The sequence below is a fragment of the Isoptericola hypogeus genome, assembly GCF_039531145.1.
In the GTDB taxonomy this organism is placed as follows: Bacteria; Actinomycetota; Actinomycetes; order Actinomycetales; family Cellulomonadaceae; genus Isoptericola; species Isoptericola hypogeus.
Map to the genome: position 1 here is coordinate 38,567 of NZ_BAAAPM010000010.1, position 17,860 is coordinate 56,426.

At 71.3% G+C, this 17,860-nt stretch carries 7 protein-coding genes; 3 read left to right on the forward strand and 4 right to left on the reverse strand.

Annotated elements, in window-relative coordinates:
- Positions 1-203 precede the first annotated feature (203 nt).
- Positions 204-416 (reverse strand): hypothetical protein, encoded by a 213-nt coding sequence (locus ABD254_RS20260; RefSeq protein ID WP_344250666.1) that lies wholly within the window; start codon positions 414-416, stop codon positions 204-206.
- Between ABD254_RS20260 and ABD254_RS20265 the strand changes: the two genes are divergently transcribed.
- From ABD254_RS20265 to ABD254_RS20275, 3 genes are all read left to right on the forward strand, one after another.
- Complete coding sequence (locus ABD254_RS20265; RefSeq protein WP_344250667.1) at positions 403-1,353, forward strand: hypothetical protein; 951 nt, start codon at positions 403-405, stop codon at positions 1,351-1,353. The two genes, ABD254_RS20260 and ABD254_RS20265, sit on opposite strands and share 14 nt — an antisense overlap.
- Positions 1,350-4,304 (forward strand): hypothetical protein, encoded by a 2,955-nt coding sequence (locus ABD254_RS20270; RefSeq protein WP_344250668.1) that lies wholly within the window; start codon positions 1,350-1,352, stop codon positions 4,302-4,304. The genes ABD254_RS20265 and ABD254_RS20270 overlap by 4 nt, the downstream gene beginning before the upstream one ends.
- A gap of 215 nt (positions 4,305-4,519) precedes the next feature.
- Positions 4,520-6,706, forward strand: coding sequence for a M66 family metalloprotease (locus ABD254_RS20275; protein WP_344250670.1), 2,187 nt, complete (start codon positions 4,520-4,522; stop codon positions 6,704-6,706).
- Between the two features lie 342 nt (positions 6,707-7,048).
- On the opposite strand, the gene ABD254_RS20280 is transcribed toward ABD254_RS20275, so the two are convergent.
- From ABD254_RS20280 to ABD254_RS20290, 3 genes are all read right to left on the reverse strand, one after another.
- Positions 7,049-11,302 carry a S8 family serine peptidase gene (locus ABD254_RS20280; protein ID WP_344250671.1) on the reverse strand — a complete coding sequence of 1,418 codons (4,254 nt, stop codon included), beginning with the start codon at positions 11,300-11,302 and terminating at the stop codon, positions 7,049-7,051.
- Between the two features lie 174 nt (positions 11,303-11,476).
- The gene (locus tag ABD254_RS20285) at positions 11,477-15,895 is read right to left on the reverse strand and encodes a S8 family serine peptidase (protein ID WP_344250672.1); all 4,419 of its coding nucleotides are present in this window, start codon (positions 15,893-15,895) and stop codon (positions 11,477-11,479) included.
- Between the two features lie 62 nt (positions 15,896-15,957).
- A complete protein-coding gene (locus ABD254_RS20290) occupies positions 15,958-17,766 on the reverse strand; it encodes a Kelch repeat-containing protein (RefSeq protein ID WP_425553901.1) in 1,809 nt (602 codons plus the stop codon).
- Positions 17,767-17,860: the final 94 nt, after the last annotated feature.

The window sequence follows — 17,860 nt, forward strand, 5'->3', positions numbered from 1 at the left end:
GGGTCCGGCGAGCACGGCACGGGCGAACACGGCACAGGTGATCACAGCGGCTCGGGAGAGCACGATGACCCCGGGGCCCCGGGGCACGGCACTCATTCCGGTGAGGGAGTCCCACCCGGCGGCCAGGGCGACCACGACGGGTCGTCGGGCGACACGTCGGGCACTGGTACCGGCGACGGGAGCACGACCACCCCACCGCAGGGTCAGTCGACCTCGCAGCAAGCGCCTGGCACGGGCAGCGGCAGTGGCACGACGAGCGGATCGGGCTCCAGTTCCTCGGGCTCCAGCTCCTCGGGCTCCAGCTCCTCGAGCTCCAGCTCCTCGAGCTCCGGCTCCGGAGGGCCAGGGACGGCGACGCCGGCGGCGACAGGCCTCGCCGGTGTCTCGCAGCAGTTCTCCGCCTTGGTCGGGAGCACCCGTGGTGGGGTGGGGATCTTCAGGAAGCCCGACGGTACGTACCGGCACAGCCTCGGCGACCAGGAGCGAGTCGTCGCCGCGAACTCGGAGAACCTTGCCAAGGCGTGGAGCGCACTCGCCTCGCACATGGAAAGGATCGGGAAGTCGAAGGCGAAGGAGATCGATGACGACTGGGTGAAGGACGGCTACGCGGCGGCGTTCAAGGCGCTCCCGGACCCGACCTCGGACCTGAAGGCGTGGCAGAGGCAGAAGGACGCAGACCCGTTCGACTCCGCGGCACTGGAGCCGATCGCCACCAGGCTGAGCGACACCCTCACCGACTATCGCGACGCCGTGGCCCAGTTCCCGGCGACCTACCTGCGTCTCCATTTCACCGGCGTGGTCGACGCGATCTGCGGTGAGCTCGGAGACCAGGCGAGCCAGCTCGCCGACCCGGCCGGCGGCCTGCGGGATCGGCTCGGGGCGTTCGCGGCCTCGTCGAAGGACGGAATCCCGTTGCCGAGGCCGCCGGCTGCCCGGGTGAAGTTCGACGCGGCGCTGAAGAACGAGGCCTACGCGAGCTTCTGGTCCCGGCTCAAGACCTACGGGAGCACGACGCTCGGCAGGATCGACAAGCCCACCGCCGCCGCGGTGTCGAACGTCTTCGACTCAGGGTTCGGGGCGAGCCTGGAACGGCTGGCCAAGGCGACGCCGGACGGCTCAGTCCGGACGGGTGCGGCCTATCTCAGCGCCGAGCGCGAGGTCGCCAGCAAGATCGAGCTGTACGACGTCCGGTTGAAGAAGATCCAGAAAGGACTGGGGGGTCTGCTCTTGGCAGACGCGGCGGTCGGTCAGCTTCGCGACGGGCTGCGAGCCATCGCGGCGAGCGTCGCCAAGAACACCGACTTCTACGTCAACGCGGGATTGTTCAGCCCGGCCAAGGTCGCAGCGTCGTGAGCCCGACGACGACGGAAGCCCAGGCCGTCTTGTTCGGCCCGGGGTTCTCCCAGGAGACCGACCTCGACGGCGACGGGTTCGCGCGCACCGTGACCGTGCGCGCGTCGGGGCCGGTGGTGCTCGTCCCGGCCGGCGCGCCGCCTTCGGCGGCCGCGGCGGGGTACACGGCGGTGAACGTGCCCGACACGGCCGACCTGGTCGTGTACGGCGACGTCGTGCGCTGCGAGGGTGTCCTGACAGCACGCTCGCGGGGTGTGAAGATCCACGCGCGGGTGCTCGAGGTCGGCACCGACGCGTTCGGGGACGCCGCGTGTGTCGTCGACGTCAGCGGCCTCGCGCCGCCGAGCGCCGCAGGAGCTCTCGTCGTCCTCCCCCAGGCGAAGGACGGCCCCGACGGCAAGTACACCTACCAGTTCCTGATCCCCGACAAGTGGCGGTACCCGGGCAACGGCACGTGCGGTGCGGCCGGAGCCGCCGGCGCCGCTGGCCAGCAAGGCTACGACGCAGGCTGGATCGACATCCGCTGCGGGGGCATCGAGTACGCCCCGGGGACGACCCTCGAGCTGAAGGCTGTGGGCGGGTCGGGGCAGTCCGGGCAGCCCGGTCAGCCAGGTCAGCCCGGCGGAGACGGCGGCAAGGGCTGGGACGCCGAGATGAAGACGCCCGTCGACCAGTGGGACGCTTCTGACGGGGCCGCCGCCGGTGCGGGCGGCCCGGGCGGTCCTGGGGGCCCCGGGGGTCCTGGTGGTTACGGCGGATCGATCGGCATGGACGCCCTGTCGCCGATGGCCGCACCGCCCACCGTGACGTCTGAAGACGGGCCGTCCGGCATGGACGGCACGGTGGGATCCCACGGAAAGGACGGCACTCCGGGTGCGGGTGGCAAGGGCGCATACGGGGGCGGTGGCGAGACCGTGATCGAGCTCAAGGCGGGCAAGGCGGGGTCCGTCCTCGCGCCCCTGGCCCCCAATACTCCCCAGGCGGCCGTCGTCGCGACGAGAAAGCCCCACCCGACGACGGTGACGCCCTCGGCGGACGGCGCGGCGATCGCGCTCACCGCCGAACCGGTGCAGCTCACGATGCTCATGGACCGCACCCGCCGCGACGCGCTCGGGCTCGATCGCGACGACAGCGACGAGGTCGCCGCGCTGTTCGCCCGTCTGGCCTGGCTCATGGCCGTCGGTCCTTACGTGCCGGGGACCGCCGCCGGTGCCGTCGCGCAGGGCCTGTACGCCAGCCTGCGTCTGCCGACCAACGACACCTTCGGCCACACGTCATCGTGGGCGCCGCTCGGCGCGATGCACGACTACGAGGCGCTCCTCGGCGACCTGACGACCGGGTCGATCGGGCTGTTCACCGCCGTCGCGACTCTCAAGCAGCAGTGGGAGGTCGCGCGCACGGACGCCGGTCAGCGGGCCGCACAGGCGGGTGCCGTCCTCGCATCCTCCCGCCACACCGCCGCCGCGGTGCAGCAGCAGATCACCGACCTCACCGCGCGCCGCGACTCGCTGAGAAACCAGATCGACACGGCCGCCGGCAACATCGCGGACCTCAAGCACTCCCTCCAGGCCGCCGCCGACAAGTTCGTCAAAGGGGTCAAGAGCGCGTTCACGCTGCCGTCCTTCGACCAGTTCCTCGGGCTGGTCGAGCAGTCGGCGTACGCAGCGGCGGACCCGCCCGCGATGATCGCCGTCGCAGGCACGGAAGAGCTCAAGATGTGGGAGTCGACGCTGACCACCGTCGAAGCCGACGACGGGACCACCGCGTCGAAGTCCGCCGTCGTCAAACGGCTGGACGTGCTCGGCCAGTCGGTGAAGACTGCGCAGGACGCGTACCACGTCATGTCGAACGGGATCGTCACGCTCGACGATCCCGACGGGTACAAGCTCCTGGCGACCCAGTCCGACCTCGACTCGCTCTTCGGCAGCTACACGGCCATCGACGGCGCCGACGACGCCAAGAAGGCCATGGACGACTACACGCAGGCGGTGCTCGCCCGCAACGCCGCAGTGCTCGACTACAACGCGACCCTCGGCCAGCTCGCCGGGGCGACCCAAACGCTGGCACAGGTACAGGCCGTCGGTGCTCTGGGCGAGGCGGCGCTCGCGGCTGCCTCCGCCCCGGCACTCGACGGATATGTGCAGCAGCTCTACTCGCGGGCACGCGACCGGTGCATCGAGGAGCTGTACCTGGCAGCTCGCGCGTACCGGTTCTGGTCCCTCGACACGACGACCGACGTGTTCGCGTCCACCTTCGCCGGCCCGAATCCCGGCGACGTCACGCCCCAGGACGTCGCGTCCGCTCTCGGCGCGCTCAAGGCGGAGGCGCTCGGGTCGGTGCATGCGCTGCAGACCACCGGCCTCGCCAGGCGCGCCGAGCCGATCGTCGTGACGATCCCCGGCGGTGGGCCACGAGGCGCGGCGGCCACGCTCGCGAAGGACCGCGGGACGGACGACGACCTGAACGAGCGAGCCCATTTCGTCCAGCACAAGATCCCTCCGGTGGACCGGTCCACCTCGCTTGACGACTCGCCGTTCGCCGGGCTGTTCAACGTACGGCTGGACGACGTGCGGTGCTACCTCGAAGGTCTGGAGTCCGCTCTTAGGCCCGGGCAGACGTTCCAGGTGCACCTGAGCCAGCTCGGTGACGAGCAGCTCGCCTCCGCGGACGGCGAGCTCGTCGACGTGCAGCACGATCCGATCGAGCGCACCTTCGAGTACCGCCCCGGCGCGGGAGGGACTGCGCCGATGATCGAGACGCGCGCCACGTTCTGGCAAGACACGGTCCCCGGCGAGCTGCCGAGCATCGCGCCGGTCGGTCCGTTCGCTACTTGGCGGATCGCGCTTCGGCCCCAGGAGCTGCCGCCAGGGATCGACTGGAGCCGACTCACCCAGATCCGGCTGGAGTTCTCCGTGCGGAGCGAAGGAACGGTGACGGCAAGCCTGGCGTAGGCGCCGTCTCGGCCGCGCCGGCGCCGCTCAGGCCACCCGCGAGTGGGTGGTCTACGGCGCCGGGGTGCTGACCATCGCGCTGTTCGCGACGAAGGTGGAGCGAGAAGCGGTCGCGCGGCGAGCTGGAGTTGCCGAGAGCGATCACGTATTCGCCGTCCGCCGCGCGGATCTTTACAGGCGCGAGCATCGGTGCTCGCACCACCCGAGGAGCAGCGATGGACATCACCAGCCTGGCGCACCACGCCGAACTGGACCGGCTTCGTGAGCTCGATACGGCAAGCGTCTTCTTCAAGCCCTGGGTCAGCGGGATCGAGGTCACGCAGGCGATCCAGTTCTTCGATTCCGAGCTGCACCTGACCGACCCCGGAGACCGGCAGGGTGACAACGCGCAGCGGATCGTCGCGAACAAGCCGATGTGGGTGCGGGTGTACGTGCGCAGCCTCATCGGCAGCCAGGCGATCGGCAACGCGACCCTCAGGCTGCAGCGCCGGGTGTTCGGGTTCCTCTACCAGGACGTCGCGATACTTTCCGCACATTCGTCTTCGACGCCCAGCACGCAACCGAGCCTGTTCACCCCCTACGAGACGGTTCGCGGCGACATCGGCCGCACGGTGAACTTCGTGGTTCCGGCCTCGGAGGTGCAGGGGTACCTACGGCTGGTGGTCCACTTGTCGGCGGGATCCACCACGATCGAGAGGACTCTCAACGTCGGCGCCACCCTGCGCCAGACCCTCCGGCTGGCCGGCGTCGCCATCTCGTACAACGGCCCGACGAGCATCTCGAACAATGCGAACCTGCAGCTCGCCGCGCCCACGGTCGGCGATCTTCAGGCGATGGCCGGAGTGGCGCTGACCATCTTTCCGGTGCGTTCCGCGGCGAGGTTTCGGATCGCCGGATCGCTCGTGCAGACCAACCACCTGCAGGACACCTCGTTCCCGGCTTCGGGCTGCGGCACCCAGTGGAACGCCCTGCACGCGCGAGTGGCCGGGGTGCGCACGGCCGACGGAAACCAGGCAGGTTGGATCTACTACGGGCTGTTGCCGGCCGGCACCCCCATGGGCCCGGTGGGCGGCTGCGGCGGCGGGGGCGTCGCCGTCGGGCCCATCGGACAGCCGTGGACGCTCGCGCACGAGGCAGGGCATGCTGCAGGGCTGCCGCACGCGCCGTCGGGCGGCGCGCCGAACGCCGACCCGAACTTCCCGGCCTACGAGCCCTACGACCCGACCGGGGTCGCGCAGGGGCGGACAGGTGAGTACGGGCTCGACATCAACAACGGACAGGTCAAGACGCCGGACGTCCACCGCGATGTCATGGGCTACGCCGGTCCACAGTGGATCTCGCCGTACAACTACGGCCGCCTCACGGACAACCAGCAGTTCACGCCCACCACGGTGGGTATCGACTGGCCCTGGTGGCACGATCTGGTGTGGGAGGAGGTCCAGCTCAAGGAGTGGTGGTGGTTGGACCTCAAGAAGGAGGTGGAGCTGCCAGTGTTCCCGCCCTCGCGTTTCGAGCGCGTGATCTCCGTGATCGTCCAGGTCGACCACGGCAGACTCGTCGACCAGGTCGACGTCGCCCGGACCGGCATGTACACCGACCTTCCGGTCGCTGGTCGTACCCGCTTCGGCGTACGCCTCGTCGACGGCGAGGGCCGCGTCATCGCGGAAGGCCAGCTGGGACGGCTCACCACGGCGGCGTCCGGCTGCGGCTGCGCCGACGATGCGCTCGTGTCCGACGCCGCTGACGGCGGCAGCTACGTGGCACAGGTCCTCCTCCCGGACGTCGAAGGGGGCGCCGCGCTCGAGATCGTCGACGGCGACGACGTGGTCTGGCGCCGGGAGGCGCCGGACGAATCGCCGACCGTCGACGTCGCCCGGCCGAGGTCCGCCAAGAACGGTTCCGTCACACTTCGGTGGGAGTCGAAGGGCGCATCCGACCACTGGGTCCGCTGGTCGGCCGACGGCGAGGAATGGCGCTCGGTTGCCACAGGGCTGGTCGGCGGATCGTTCACCGTCGGCCCGGACGTGCTGCCCGCCGGGAAGGTGCTGCTGCAGGTCGTCGCTCACGACGGCTTCCACTCGACGGCATCCGAACCCGTCACGGTCACGGTGCCCGAGAGGGCGCCGCAGGTGGCGATCCTGCACCCGCAGGACGGGCGCACGTACACCGCCGGGCAGGAGCTGCGGCTGTGGGGCTCGGCATTCGGCGTCGCCGAGGATGCGGCCGACGAGTCGGCGGTCTGGAGTATCGACGGCAAGGAGGTCGCCCGCGGGCTCGACGCCTGGGTGGCGCTCGACAAGGGCAAGCACACGGTCACGCTGGGCATCAGCGGCGCTGAGGCGTCGGTCGCTGTGACCGTCGAGGTGTACGAGCGGCCCACCGATGAGGACCCGACCGGCTGAGGCCGATCGGCTCCACACAGGACGGCGCCACAGCGGCGGCCGCCGCCGTCGGGCCAGGTTGCGCCGCGACGACAGGTAGCGGGTCGTCGCCAGTGTTCGATCACTCCCCACTTCGCTGACGACAGTGGGGCTGTCGCACGGGTGAGGTGACCTGTGGTGCCTGCGGGTGCTGGTGGAAGAACCGGCCGACGAGGCCGTGCGGTGGTCAGTGACAGACTCGCTCCGGCGTCTATCCCGGGCCTGGGCGTACCGTGCTGCTGGCATCAGGTGTATCGCCGTGCGCGAGGTGACCTCGACGAGTGGCGCAGTTCAAGCGGGTCGTCGCTGGGCCCGGATCTGGTCTCAGGGCCCACACTCCAGCTCAGTCAGTTCGAAGGCCGCCGTGACCGTCCGGCCGGGGACCGGCCGCACGACCTGACCTTGGGGACGGTAGCCGGGGAGCGAGGCCGCCGCGATGAGCTCCCCGTCGCGGACGTCGAACCACCGTGCGGCCGTACCGTCGGTCGTGGTCAGCGTCCAGGCCCCGCGGGCGCCGTCGACACCGACGACGGCATCATCCGCCGCGGTGCTGGTCCCGTCGCAGGCCACTACGGTCACCTGCGCCACGAGCTTGCTGCCCGTGGCCCGCGCGTCCACCGTGAGCTGGACCGCCACCGGCGCCACCCGGTACGGCGTGTCCTCCTCGACCAGGAGCTCCGCGCCGTATGCCCCGGGCTGGTCGACCTCGCCGGAGAGCGTGACGTCGACGGTGACCTGCTCGCCCGGCGCCAGCGTCTCCCCGACCGGGTCGATGGAGAGCCACGGCACGTCCTCCACCGGCGGCGTGCACGCGTCGTAGCCCGAGAGCTGTTCGACGTCGGAGTAGGTGGTCGAGAACCCGCTGGAGCCACCCACCCGGTAGTACCCGCAGGCAGCGCCCGTGCGGTACCGGGCCTTGCTCATGTTCGGCAGCGCCGACCAGGTGTCCTGCGCCGGGTCGTAGGTCCAAACATGGTTGGTCACCTTGGACCCGGTGAGCATCCCGCCGCTGATGACCAGGCGGCCGCCCACCACGTCGGAGCCGCTGGCGTAGCTCCACTCCGGAGCGTCCGCGACGCGGTTCCAGCCGTCGGTCCGGGGGTCGTAGGAGTAGGTGTGCAGGCTGTCCCGGGCCTCGCCGTCGCCGCCGGAGCAGACGATCCGGTCCTCGAAGCCCCCGCAGGAGAGGAACGAGACCCGCACCGGGTACGGCGCCAGCTCGTCCCACTCGTCCGCCACCGGGTCATAGCGGAACACGTCGTCGGACCCGGCGGACCCGGCGCAGGAGAACGGGCAGCCGCCGACCACCACGAGCCGGTCGTCCAGGACCGCCCTGGCGGCATGGTTCCGGGGCACCGGCGCGCCGTCGCGTTCCGTCCAGCGATCTGCGGCCGGGTCGTAGACATAGGTGTCCGGGTTGACACCGGCCAGCTGCGCACCCCCGGTGGCGACGATCACGTCGTCGACGACGCCGACTGCCATCCCGGCCGTAGCCACGGGCAGGGCGGCGATCTTCGACCAGGTCCGGTCGGCCGGGTCGTAGACCCGGCTGCCGACGAGCGGTCCGTCCTTCGTGGCGCCGCCGATCGAGTAGATCTTCCCGTCCAGCGCGACGACCCCGTTGTCCCAGACGTCGTATGGCAGGGCGGGAGCGCTGCTCCAGGCGGCGTCCTGCGGCGCACTCTCGGCGGCGGGAGCCTCAGGGTCGCGTTCGCCCAACGAGTACGTCGCGGGAGCCGTCCCGGTGTTGGTGATCGTGACGGTCTCGGTGGCGGGCTCGTCGCCCAGCTCGAGGGTGCTGGACACCTCGGGGGTCATCTCCAGCCGCCCGGCGTCCAGCGCCAGGTCCTGCCAGACGGCGCCGCCGTCGATGACCTCCACGGGTGTGGGACGCGGTGCGTAGTTCCGAGCCGCCGCGGAGAAGGTCGCCGTGCTGGACGGGGCGAAGGCCCAGAAGAACCCGTCCTCGATCTCGGGGTCCTCCGGGGTCCGGCCGGCGACGTGCGTGGTCTCGCTGACGGTGACCTGGGCGCCGATCACCGGCTCGTCGGTATTGGCGTCGCGGACGGTGCCGACGACGTACCCACCGGCGACGCTCGGCGCGCAGGCGACCTCGCCGATGAAGACGTCGTCGATCTCCCACCAGTACACGACCGAGGCCCGGTGGTAGCGGAATCGGATCTGGACGTCGTCCTGCCCGGCTGCCTGCGGCAGCGGCACCCGCACCTGCGCCGACCGCGAGCTGGACTGTCGGCTGCGCACGGTCTGCCAGGTCTGGCCTCCGTCGATGCTCACATCGAGGTCGGCGATCTCGCCACCGAGGTAGCGGAAGTCCTCCCGAAACCGGACCGCCGGGTCGTCATGGCCCGACAGGTCCATCACGGGGGAGACCAGCGAGGTGTCGGAGCCGGCGAGGACGCTGTCTGCGACGGCGAAGCCACCCGAGCCGCCGGTGAGGTTGCCGTGGCGGCGCGGGTCGTCGAAGCGCCACATGCTCCGGCTGCCGTTGTGGTCGACCACGGTCCAGCCCTCGGGCTGGCCGGCGTCGAAATCGGTCGTCGTGCCGTCGGTCTCCCAGGCGTAGCCCGGGGCGGTGCAGGTGTTGTCGTCCACCCGCAGCGCCAGGTCCATCACCTCGCCGGCCGCGGTGACGTCCACCTCCTGGGTCAACGTGCGGTAGCCGGCATAGACGGGTTCGACCTGAACCGTGTACGAGCCCTCGGGGAGCTCGACGGCGAACTCACCGGTGGTCGGGTCGGTGAAGGTGCTCGCCTCGGGATGATGCTCGACGGAGACCTCGGCGTAGAGCGGCCAGCCGTGACCGCTGCCGTCGGTGACAGTGCCGGTGATGTCCCCTGTGGGCGAGGCAGTCAGTGCGAAGTCGTGCGTGACCGTCTCGTCCTCGGCGAGGGTCAGGGTGGTGGCCTGATCGACGTAGCCGTAGCGCGAGGCGGTCACGGTGTACTCCCCCGCCGGGACGGTGAGCGACCAGCCCCCGGTGCGGCCCACGGTGAGGTCCCGGTCCACGGCACGGTCGCCCTCGCCCCCGACGACGTGCACCGTCGCACCCGACAGCTGCACGCCCTCGGAGTCGGTGACCGTGCCGGCGAGCTCGCCGGTCGGACCCTGGTGACCGGCCCGTACCAACGCCAGCGCGTCCAGCCGGCCCTCGCCGAACACGTTGTTGTTCTCTGCCGTCCCGCCGCACTGCAGGTTCGAGGTGTCCCTGGCGGTCTCGTCGAGGAGCGCCCGGGTGGTGCCGATGTCGCCCACCAGTTCGGGGTGCGCGGACCACAGCAGGGCGACGGAGCCGGCCACGTGCGGCGCGGCCATCGAGGTGCCGCTTGCTTCGCCGTACACCGACCCCGGCTGAGCCGAGCGAACGCCGGCACCCGGGGCGCTGATGTCCGGCTTGATGGCCCCGCCCTCGCCGGATCCTCGGGACGAGAAGCCGGCGATCCCCCCGCTGCTGCCGTAGGCCCCGACGGAGTAGTTGACGGTCCGGCTGCCGGGCGAGGTGCTCGTGGCGCACGAGGGCCCGCTGTTGCCGTTGGACCAGACGCTGAAGATCCCTGCGGCGTTCCAGGCCACCGAGACGTCCTCGAGGAACGGGTCGTTGGACGGTTGCTCCGATCCCCAGGAGTTGTTGACGATGTGGGGCCGCATGCCCGGGTCGGGGTCGGTGCCGTCGGTGCGGGTGGGTGCCAGCATCCACTCGCCGGCGCGGATCAGGTCCGCGTCGGTGCAGCTGTCGCAGCCGTTGGCGGTGATCCAACGGGCTCCCGGGGCCACCCCGATCTGGTTCTCGCCGCCGTCGCTGCCCACCATCGTGCCCATCGTGTGGGTTCCATGGCCGTGGTTGTCGCATGGCCCCGCCGAACAGTTGGACGTCACGTCGAACCAGTTGTAGTCGTGCGTGAAGGTGCCGTCGCCGTTGTTCCCGCGGTACTGCTCGACCAGGGCCGGGTGGTCGAACTGCACTCCCGTGTCGATGTTGGCCACGACGATGTCCTGACCGGTGTCGCCGGTGTCCCACACCTCGTCGGCGCGGATGTCCTGAACCCCCCACTCGACTGTCTGGGGGGTTGCGGCCGTCGTGTCCTGGATCGGCTCCGGACCGCCGTAGGACTGCGGGGCGCGCAGCTCGCTCACCCCGCTGGTGGTCGCCATCGCCTCGGCCAGCTCCGGGGTGCCGTCGTGCACCAGAACCGCGTTGGTCGCCCAGAAGGTCTCGTACGCCGTCCCGCTGGACCTCAGTCGGGCCACCGCCCCGCGCTGGGACCGGTCCGCGGTCTCCCGCAGGGCGTCGACCACGGCCTGGCCTCGCTCGTCCCAGTCGTCGATCCGTGCCGAGGCGGCCAGGTCGGCCTCGGCGTCGAAGCGCACCCAGAAGTCGGCCGTGCCCTGCTCGTCCAGCTTCCTCTCCAGGCCGGGGGCGATCCGGGCGGGGCCCTCCGGGTCCGAGGCCTGGGCCCTGGTCAGGGCGGGTATCGCCAGCGCCGGCACGGTCACCGCCGCGACCAGCATGGCCACCACCACCGCCAGCGCCGCCACGATTCGTCGACTGGTTCTCGGCATTGCGTCCTCCAGGTCATTCGGCGCGTCCTTCAGGGCGGGTGCCCAGGGACGCCCGTGCGGGCATGGCTGCCCGGGGTGAGTCCGTCAGCCTGGATCCCGCATCCTTCGGCGGCGAGGTGTCCAGGTCACACCGTGGGGGCGGGCGCCGGGAACCCGGGCGCCCGCCCCGCACCGTCAACAGCCGACCTGCTCCAGGTCGAAGCTGACCGTGGTCTCGACCTTGCCGCGGAGGGCCGCCGCCGCGCCCTGGCTGCGATAGCCGTCCTTGGCGGCGACGACGGACAGCGGGTTGTTCCGCCGGTCCATCCAGTACGCGTACGACCCGTCCACCCCGGTGGCGAAGGTCCACGCCGACTTGTCAGAGTTGACAGCGACCGTGGCGCCCTCGAGCGATGTCGCCGCACCGTCGCAGGCGACGCCCCGGACCACCCCGGCCAGCTTTCCCCACGTCGACGGCGGGGTGACCCTCATCGTGACGGGCATGGCCGGCTTGGCGTAGGGCGTGTCCTCCTGGATCCAGATGGAACTGGTGTAGGTGCCCGGCTGCTCGACCTGTGACCGCATGGATACCTGCACCGTCACCGAGTCGCCCGGCTCCAGGGACATCCCGGTCCGGTCGATCTTGAGCCACTCGACATCCGACGCGTCCACAGTGCACTCACCGAACCCGGGGAGCATCTCGCTCGTCTCGGTGGCGTTGGTAGCGCCCGAGGCACCCCCGACCTGGTAGAAGCCGCACGCGGCACCCCCGCGATACCGGGCGGTGTTCGCATTGGGCAGCGCGCTCCACGAGGAGCTCGCCGGGTCGTAGGCGTGCACCGCGTTCGTCACCGCACCGCCCTGCACTCCGCCGGCGACGATCAGCCGGCCGTTCGCCACGGCGTACCCAGCCGCCCATGTGTCGGTCGGCGCATCGGCCACCCGAGTCCACGCGTCCTCGTCGGGTGCGTAGGAGTACGTGTGCTGGGTCGCCGCGGAACCGTCGCTGCCGCCCGTGCACACCACCTGGCCGTCCAGCGCGCCGCAGGAGGCGAACGCCACCGAGAGCGGATAGTCCGCCAGCGACTCCCAGGTATCGGTGGCCGGGTCGTAGGCGACCACCGTGCGGGACGTCGGGGTACATCCCGACGAGGTGCAGCCGCCGATCGCGTACAGGCGGCCGTCCAGCACTGCCTGGCCTGCTGCGGCGCGGGGTGCCGGGTTGTCCGCGGCGGTCGACCACGCGTCGGAGCCGGGGTCGTACAGCCAGGTCCGCGGGCTCGGGCCGCCGTCTGCCCACCCCGAGGCCGCCACGATCTGGCCGTTCACCACGCCGACGGTCATCGCGTTGCGCGCGGCGGGCAAGGATGCAGCAGGGGTCCAGGCGAGCGTCGCAGGGTCGTATCTCCACATCTTCCCGGTCACGCCGCTACCGCTCCCGCCACCGAGCGAGTAGATCTTGCCGTCCAGGGTGACCACGCCGTTGTCCATGATCTTCTGCGGGTAGCTGGCGACGGTGGTCCACGGGGCCGCGGCAGGTCCGTTCTCGGCGGGCGCATTGGTCGGCTCACCGCCGGCTGCGAGCGAGACCGGTACGTCGAGCCGCTGCAGCGGCGCACCGACGGCACCGGTGATCTGGGCGAGACTCGTCGTCTCCCCGTCCGCCCCTTGGAGCTCGAACCCGGATCGGCCCTCGCCGAACCGGACCGTCGCGGGCGCCGTGCCCGTGTTGGTGACAGTGAAGGAGTCGGTGCCGGTCCGATCTCCCAGGGTCAGGGTCGACCCGACCTCGTTCGGGTCGACGCTCAGCTGGCCGGCAGCCAGGGAGAGATCCGCCTCGGTGACGCCGTCGACGATGTCGACCTGCTGGGTGCGGGTCACGTAGCTGTCCGCCGACGCCGCGATGTCCTGCGCACCCACCGTCTCGCTGAACGCCCAGTAGAACCCGTCGTCCAGACCGGGGTCGGCCGGTGTCGCAGCAGACCTGACAGTCCGCTCGTCCACGACGATGCGCGCACCGGCGAGACCTGCGTCGGTGTTCGCGTCCCGCACGGTGCCGACGATGTAGCCGCCGTCGATCACCGGATCGCAGGAACGGTTGCCCACGTAGACGTCGTCGACCTGCCAGTGCCAGTCGAAGTTCGCCTCGGCGTAGTGGAAGCGCACCTGCACGTTCGGCCGGTTCGCCGCCTGCGGGATCGGGATCGTGGTCAGCCGGGGGCCGCGGACGTCGGCCGTCTGGTGCAGGAGCGTGGTCCACGTCGTGCCGCCGTCGAGGCTCAGGTCGACGTCGGCGTACTCCTCCTGGTAGTCGTTGTAGTCCTGGTGGAACCCGATGGACGGGGTGTCGAAGCCCGTGAGGTCCAGGACCGGGGTGACCAGGGACGAGTCCTGGTCGTTGCCCCAGTCGTAGTAGTCGCTGTCGATGCTCGCGAACGCACCCTCGCCTCCGGTGTGGTTGCCGCGCTGCCGTACGTCGTCGAAGCGCCAGACCCCGCCGGTGCCGATGTGGTCGACGACCGACCAGCCCGCGGGCAACGTGCCAGCGTCGAAGTCCTCGACCGTCCCTTCGTAGGTGGCGTCGTAGCCGTACGCCGTGCACGCCTCGACGTCCACGGGTACCGCCAGGTCGCGGGCGACGTCGTCGAGACCGAGGTCGACCGTCTGGACGACCGGCTCGTACCCGGGGTAGACCGGCTCGACGGTGAGCTGGTAGGACGCGTGGGCGGGCAGTGCGATGCGGTAGCGGCCGGTGGCCGGTTCGGTGTAGAAAACCCCGTCCGGGACGTCGGCGACCGTGATCTTCGCGTAGAGCGGCCAGTCGTGCCCGGAGCCGTCGGTGACCCGCCCCGTGATCGTGGAGGAGGGCGCGGCCACCAGCGCGAAGCCTCGGGTGGTAGTGGCATCCTCGGTGACGATGATCGTGCTCGTCTGCGGGACGTAGCCGAAGGCTGACGCGGTGGCCTCGTAGTCGCCGACCGGCAGGTTGACGGTGTAGGCGCCGTCCGGTCCCACGTCCACGGCGGTGTCCACCCCGCCGCCGACGACGCGGACGGTCGCGGCCGCGAGCGGGTCCCCGGTGACCTCGTCGGTCACGGCGCCGGTCAGCACCCCGGACGGCCCGACGTCGCCGGCCCGCACGAGCGCCAGGGCGTCCAGCCGGCCCTCACCGTAGACGTTGTTGTCGTCGGCGGTGCCGCCGCACTGCAGGTCCTCTGCGTCGACGGCCGTCCCGTCCAGCAGCTGGCGGGTGGCCTCCACCTGGCCGATCAGCGCGGGTTCCGCCGACCACAGGAGCGCGATCGCACCGGCGACGTGCGGGGCGGCCATCGACGTGCCGTCGGCGATGCCATAGGCCGATCCGGGCAGCGCCGAGCGTACGGAGGCGCCCGGTGCGGCGATGTCCGGCTTGATCGCCCCGCCCTGCCCGGCACCCCGGCTGGAGAAGGGGGCAATCTGGTTGCTGCTGTCGTACGCGCCGACGGAGTAGTTCACGGTGCGGCTGCCCGGCGAACCCGACGTCGCGCACGCCGGTCCGTTGTTGCCGTTGGACCACACGCCGAAGATCCCTGCGGCGCTCCAGGCCTGCGAAAGGTCTTCCAGGAAGGGATCGTTGGACGGCGTCTGGCTGCCCCAGGAGTTGTTGATGATGTTCGGCCGCATCGAGGAGTCCGGTGCGGTGCCGTCCACCTTGGTCGGGGCCAGCATCCACTGCCCTGCCTCGACCAGATCCACGTCCGAACATGTGGCACAGCCGTTCGCGGTGATCCACCGGGCACCGGGCGCGACGCCGATCTGGTTCGCCCCGCCGTCCGAACCGACCATGGTGCCCATCGTGTGCGTGCCGTGGCCGTTGGTGTCGCACGGGGCGTTACCCGGGCAGTGCTCGGAGGTGTCCAGCCAGCTGTAGTCGTGGCTGACGGTGCCGTCCACGTTCGCGCCGCGGTACTGGCGAGCCAGTGCGGAGTGGTCGTACTGCACGCCGCTGTCGATGTTCGCGATGACGATCTCGTCGCCGTCGACCCCCAGCTCGGACCAGACGTCGTCGGCGTTGATGTTCGCCAGGCCCCACTCCACCGCCTGCGGCGCGTTGTCGGCACTTTCGTCGACCGGCTCCAGCTCACCGTAGGTGCGCGCCGGCCAGAGCTGGCTCACGCTGCTCACCTGGGCGAGCGACCTGGCGAGCTGTGCCGAACCGTCCTCGACGTAGACCGAATTCGTGGCCCAGAAGGACTCGTAGTCGACCCCCGCGGCGTCGAGCCGGGCCACCAGGCCTCGCTGCGACCGGTCGGCGTTGGCCTTCAGCGCCTTCACCACTGCTTCGCCGCGTGCGTCCCAGTCACGGATCCGGCTCGCCGGTGTGAGGTCAGCGGTGGCGTCGAGCCGTACCCAGAAGTCCGCCTTGCCCTTGGCCTCCAGCGTCGTCGCAAGGCCGGGCCGGATCTTCTCCGGCGGGTCCACCGCGACGGACGAGCCCGCCACCGTGCCCGCGTGCGCCGTCGTGCCCTGCGCCGTCGCGGCCTGGGCCGTCGCGACCTGGGCCGGCACGCCGGCCAGCACCGCGAGCACCAGGCCGGTCGTGGCGGCCCAGAACCGTCGTCCGACGTGACTCATGACAACCCTCTTTCGTCCGTGGTGCGGAGAATCGGCGTGGTGCGGCCGTGGGGCCGGGCCGGTCAACATCCGACCTCGTCCAGGTCGAAGCCGACGGTGGTCGTCTGGCCGCCCTTGATCGCGGCGGTGGTCCACTCGGGCCGGTAGCCGTCCTTCGAGCCGTACACCTCGAGCGGGCTGTGGCGCCGGTCCATCCAGTAGGCGTACGAGCCGTTCTCGTCGGTCGCGAACGTCCAGCCCGTCGACCGCGCGTCGACGGTGACGGTGGCGCCGGCGAGCGGCGCCGCGGTGCCGTCGCAGGCCACGCCCCGCACCACCCCGGTCAGCGCGCCCCACGAGCGGGGCGGTGTCACGGTCATCGTCACGGGGACCGACGGTGCGATGTACGGGGTGTCCTCCCGCACCCGCACCGAGCTTGAGTAGGTACCCGGCTGGTCGACCGCCGCACGGGTGGTGACCTCGAGCGTCAGCGACTCGCCGGGTTCCAGGTCCGCCGTGGTCCCGTCGATGGTCAGCCACGGCACGTCGGCCTCGCCGACGGCACAGCCGTCGAACCCGGGGAGCACCTCGTTCACGCGGTCGGCGTTGGTGGAGCTCCAGGCGCCACCGATCTTGTAGAAGCCGCAGGCCGCGCCGCCCCGGTAGCGCATGCTGTTGGCGTGGGGCAGCGGGTGCCACGCGTCCGCGACGCCGTCGTAGGCGAACGCCGCGTTGGTGATCTGGTCCGACTGGATGCCGCCGACCACGGTCAGGTCACCGTTCGCCACCGCGTAGGCGGCACCCCAGCTGGCGGCCGGTGCGTCCGCGACCCGGGACCAGTCGTCGTCCTGCGGGTCGTACGCGTACGTCGCGGGCGTGGCGCCCGAACCGTCGTTGCCGCCGGTGCAGACCACTCGTCCCTCGACCGCACCGCAGGAGGCGTAGGCCACCGGCAGGGGGTAGTCCGCGAGCGTCTCCCAGCGGTCGGCCGCCGGGTCGTAGGCCACCACGTCGTCGGACGTCGGGGTGCAGCCGGCGGTGGTGCAGCCGCCGACCGCGAAAAGCCTGCCGTCGAGCACTGCCTGGCCCGCGGCCGCGCGCGGGGCCGGGTTGGCAGCGCCGCCGGTCCATTCGGCGGTCAGCGGGTCGTACCGCCAGGTCGCTCCGCTGAGCGAGCCGGCGGCCCAGCCGGACGACGCGACGATGCTGCCGCCCACCACGCCGACGGTCATCGCGCTGCGGGCGGCGGGCAGCGGGGCGGCCTGCTCCCACGCCAGGGTGGCCGGGTCGTACATCCACACGCTCGCCGTGGGCCGCCCGCCGCTGCTACCTCCGAGCGAGTAGACGGTGCCGTCCAGCGTGACCACGCGGTTGTCCATGATCGCCTGCGGGTAGTTCGCGATGCCCGTCCACGGTGCGGCCGTCGGCTCGGCCGAGGCCTGGTCCTCGGACGGGTCGGCGAAGGCCGCGAGAGTCACCGGCACGTCCGAGGTCTGGAGCGGAGCGCCGTCGGACGTCTCGATCTGCTGGAGGCTCTGGGTCTGCCCGTCCGGCGTCTGCATCACGAAGTCGCCGCTGGCCTCGCCGAGCCGGACGCGCGCCGGTGCGGTGCCGGTGTTGGTGACGCTGACCGTCTGGGTGGCGGTCCGGTCACCGAGCTCGAGGCTCGATTCGACGCCCCCCGGCGACACCGAGAGCTGTCCGGCCCGCAGGGCGAACTCGGCCTGGGTCACAGCGTCGACGTCGAGCTGCCGGGTGCTGGGCGCGTATCCCCTCGCGCCGGTAGCCGTCACGGCCTGCGGGCCGGGGGTCGTGGTGAACATCCAGAAGAATCCGTCGTCGAGGCCCGCGTCGTCCGGCGTCGCTACCGTCCGCGTGGACACGCTGCCCATCGTCACCGCCACGTCGTCGAGGGCCGCCCCCGTGTTGGCGTCCGTGACGGTGCCGAGCACGTAGGCGCCCTCCACCGGGTCGCAGGTCCGCTCC

Coding starts and splice junctions, on each gene's coding strand:
- ABD254_RS20280 (WP_344250671.1), bottom strand. CDS start 11,302: ATGCCGAGAACCAGTCGACGAATCGTGGCGGCGCTGGCGGTGGTGGTG.
- ABD254_RS20275 (WP_344250670.1), top strand. CDS start 4,520: ATGGACATCACCAGCCTGGCGCACCACGCCGAACTGGACCGGCTTCGT.
- ABD254_RS20290 (WP_425553901.1), bottom strand. CDS start 17,766: ATGGGCAGCGTGTCCACGCGGACGGTAGCGACGCCGGACGACGCGGGC.
- ABD254_RS20285 (WP_344250672.1), bottom strand. CDS start 15,895: ATGAGTCACGTCGGACGACGGTTCTGGGCCGCCACGACCGGCCTGGTG.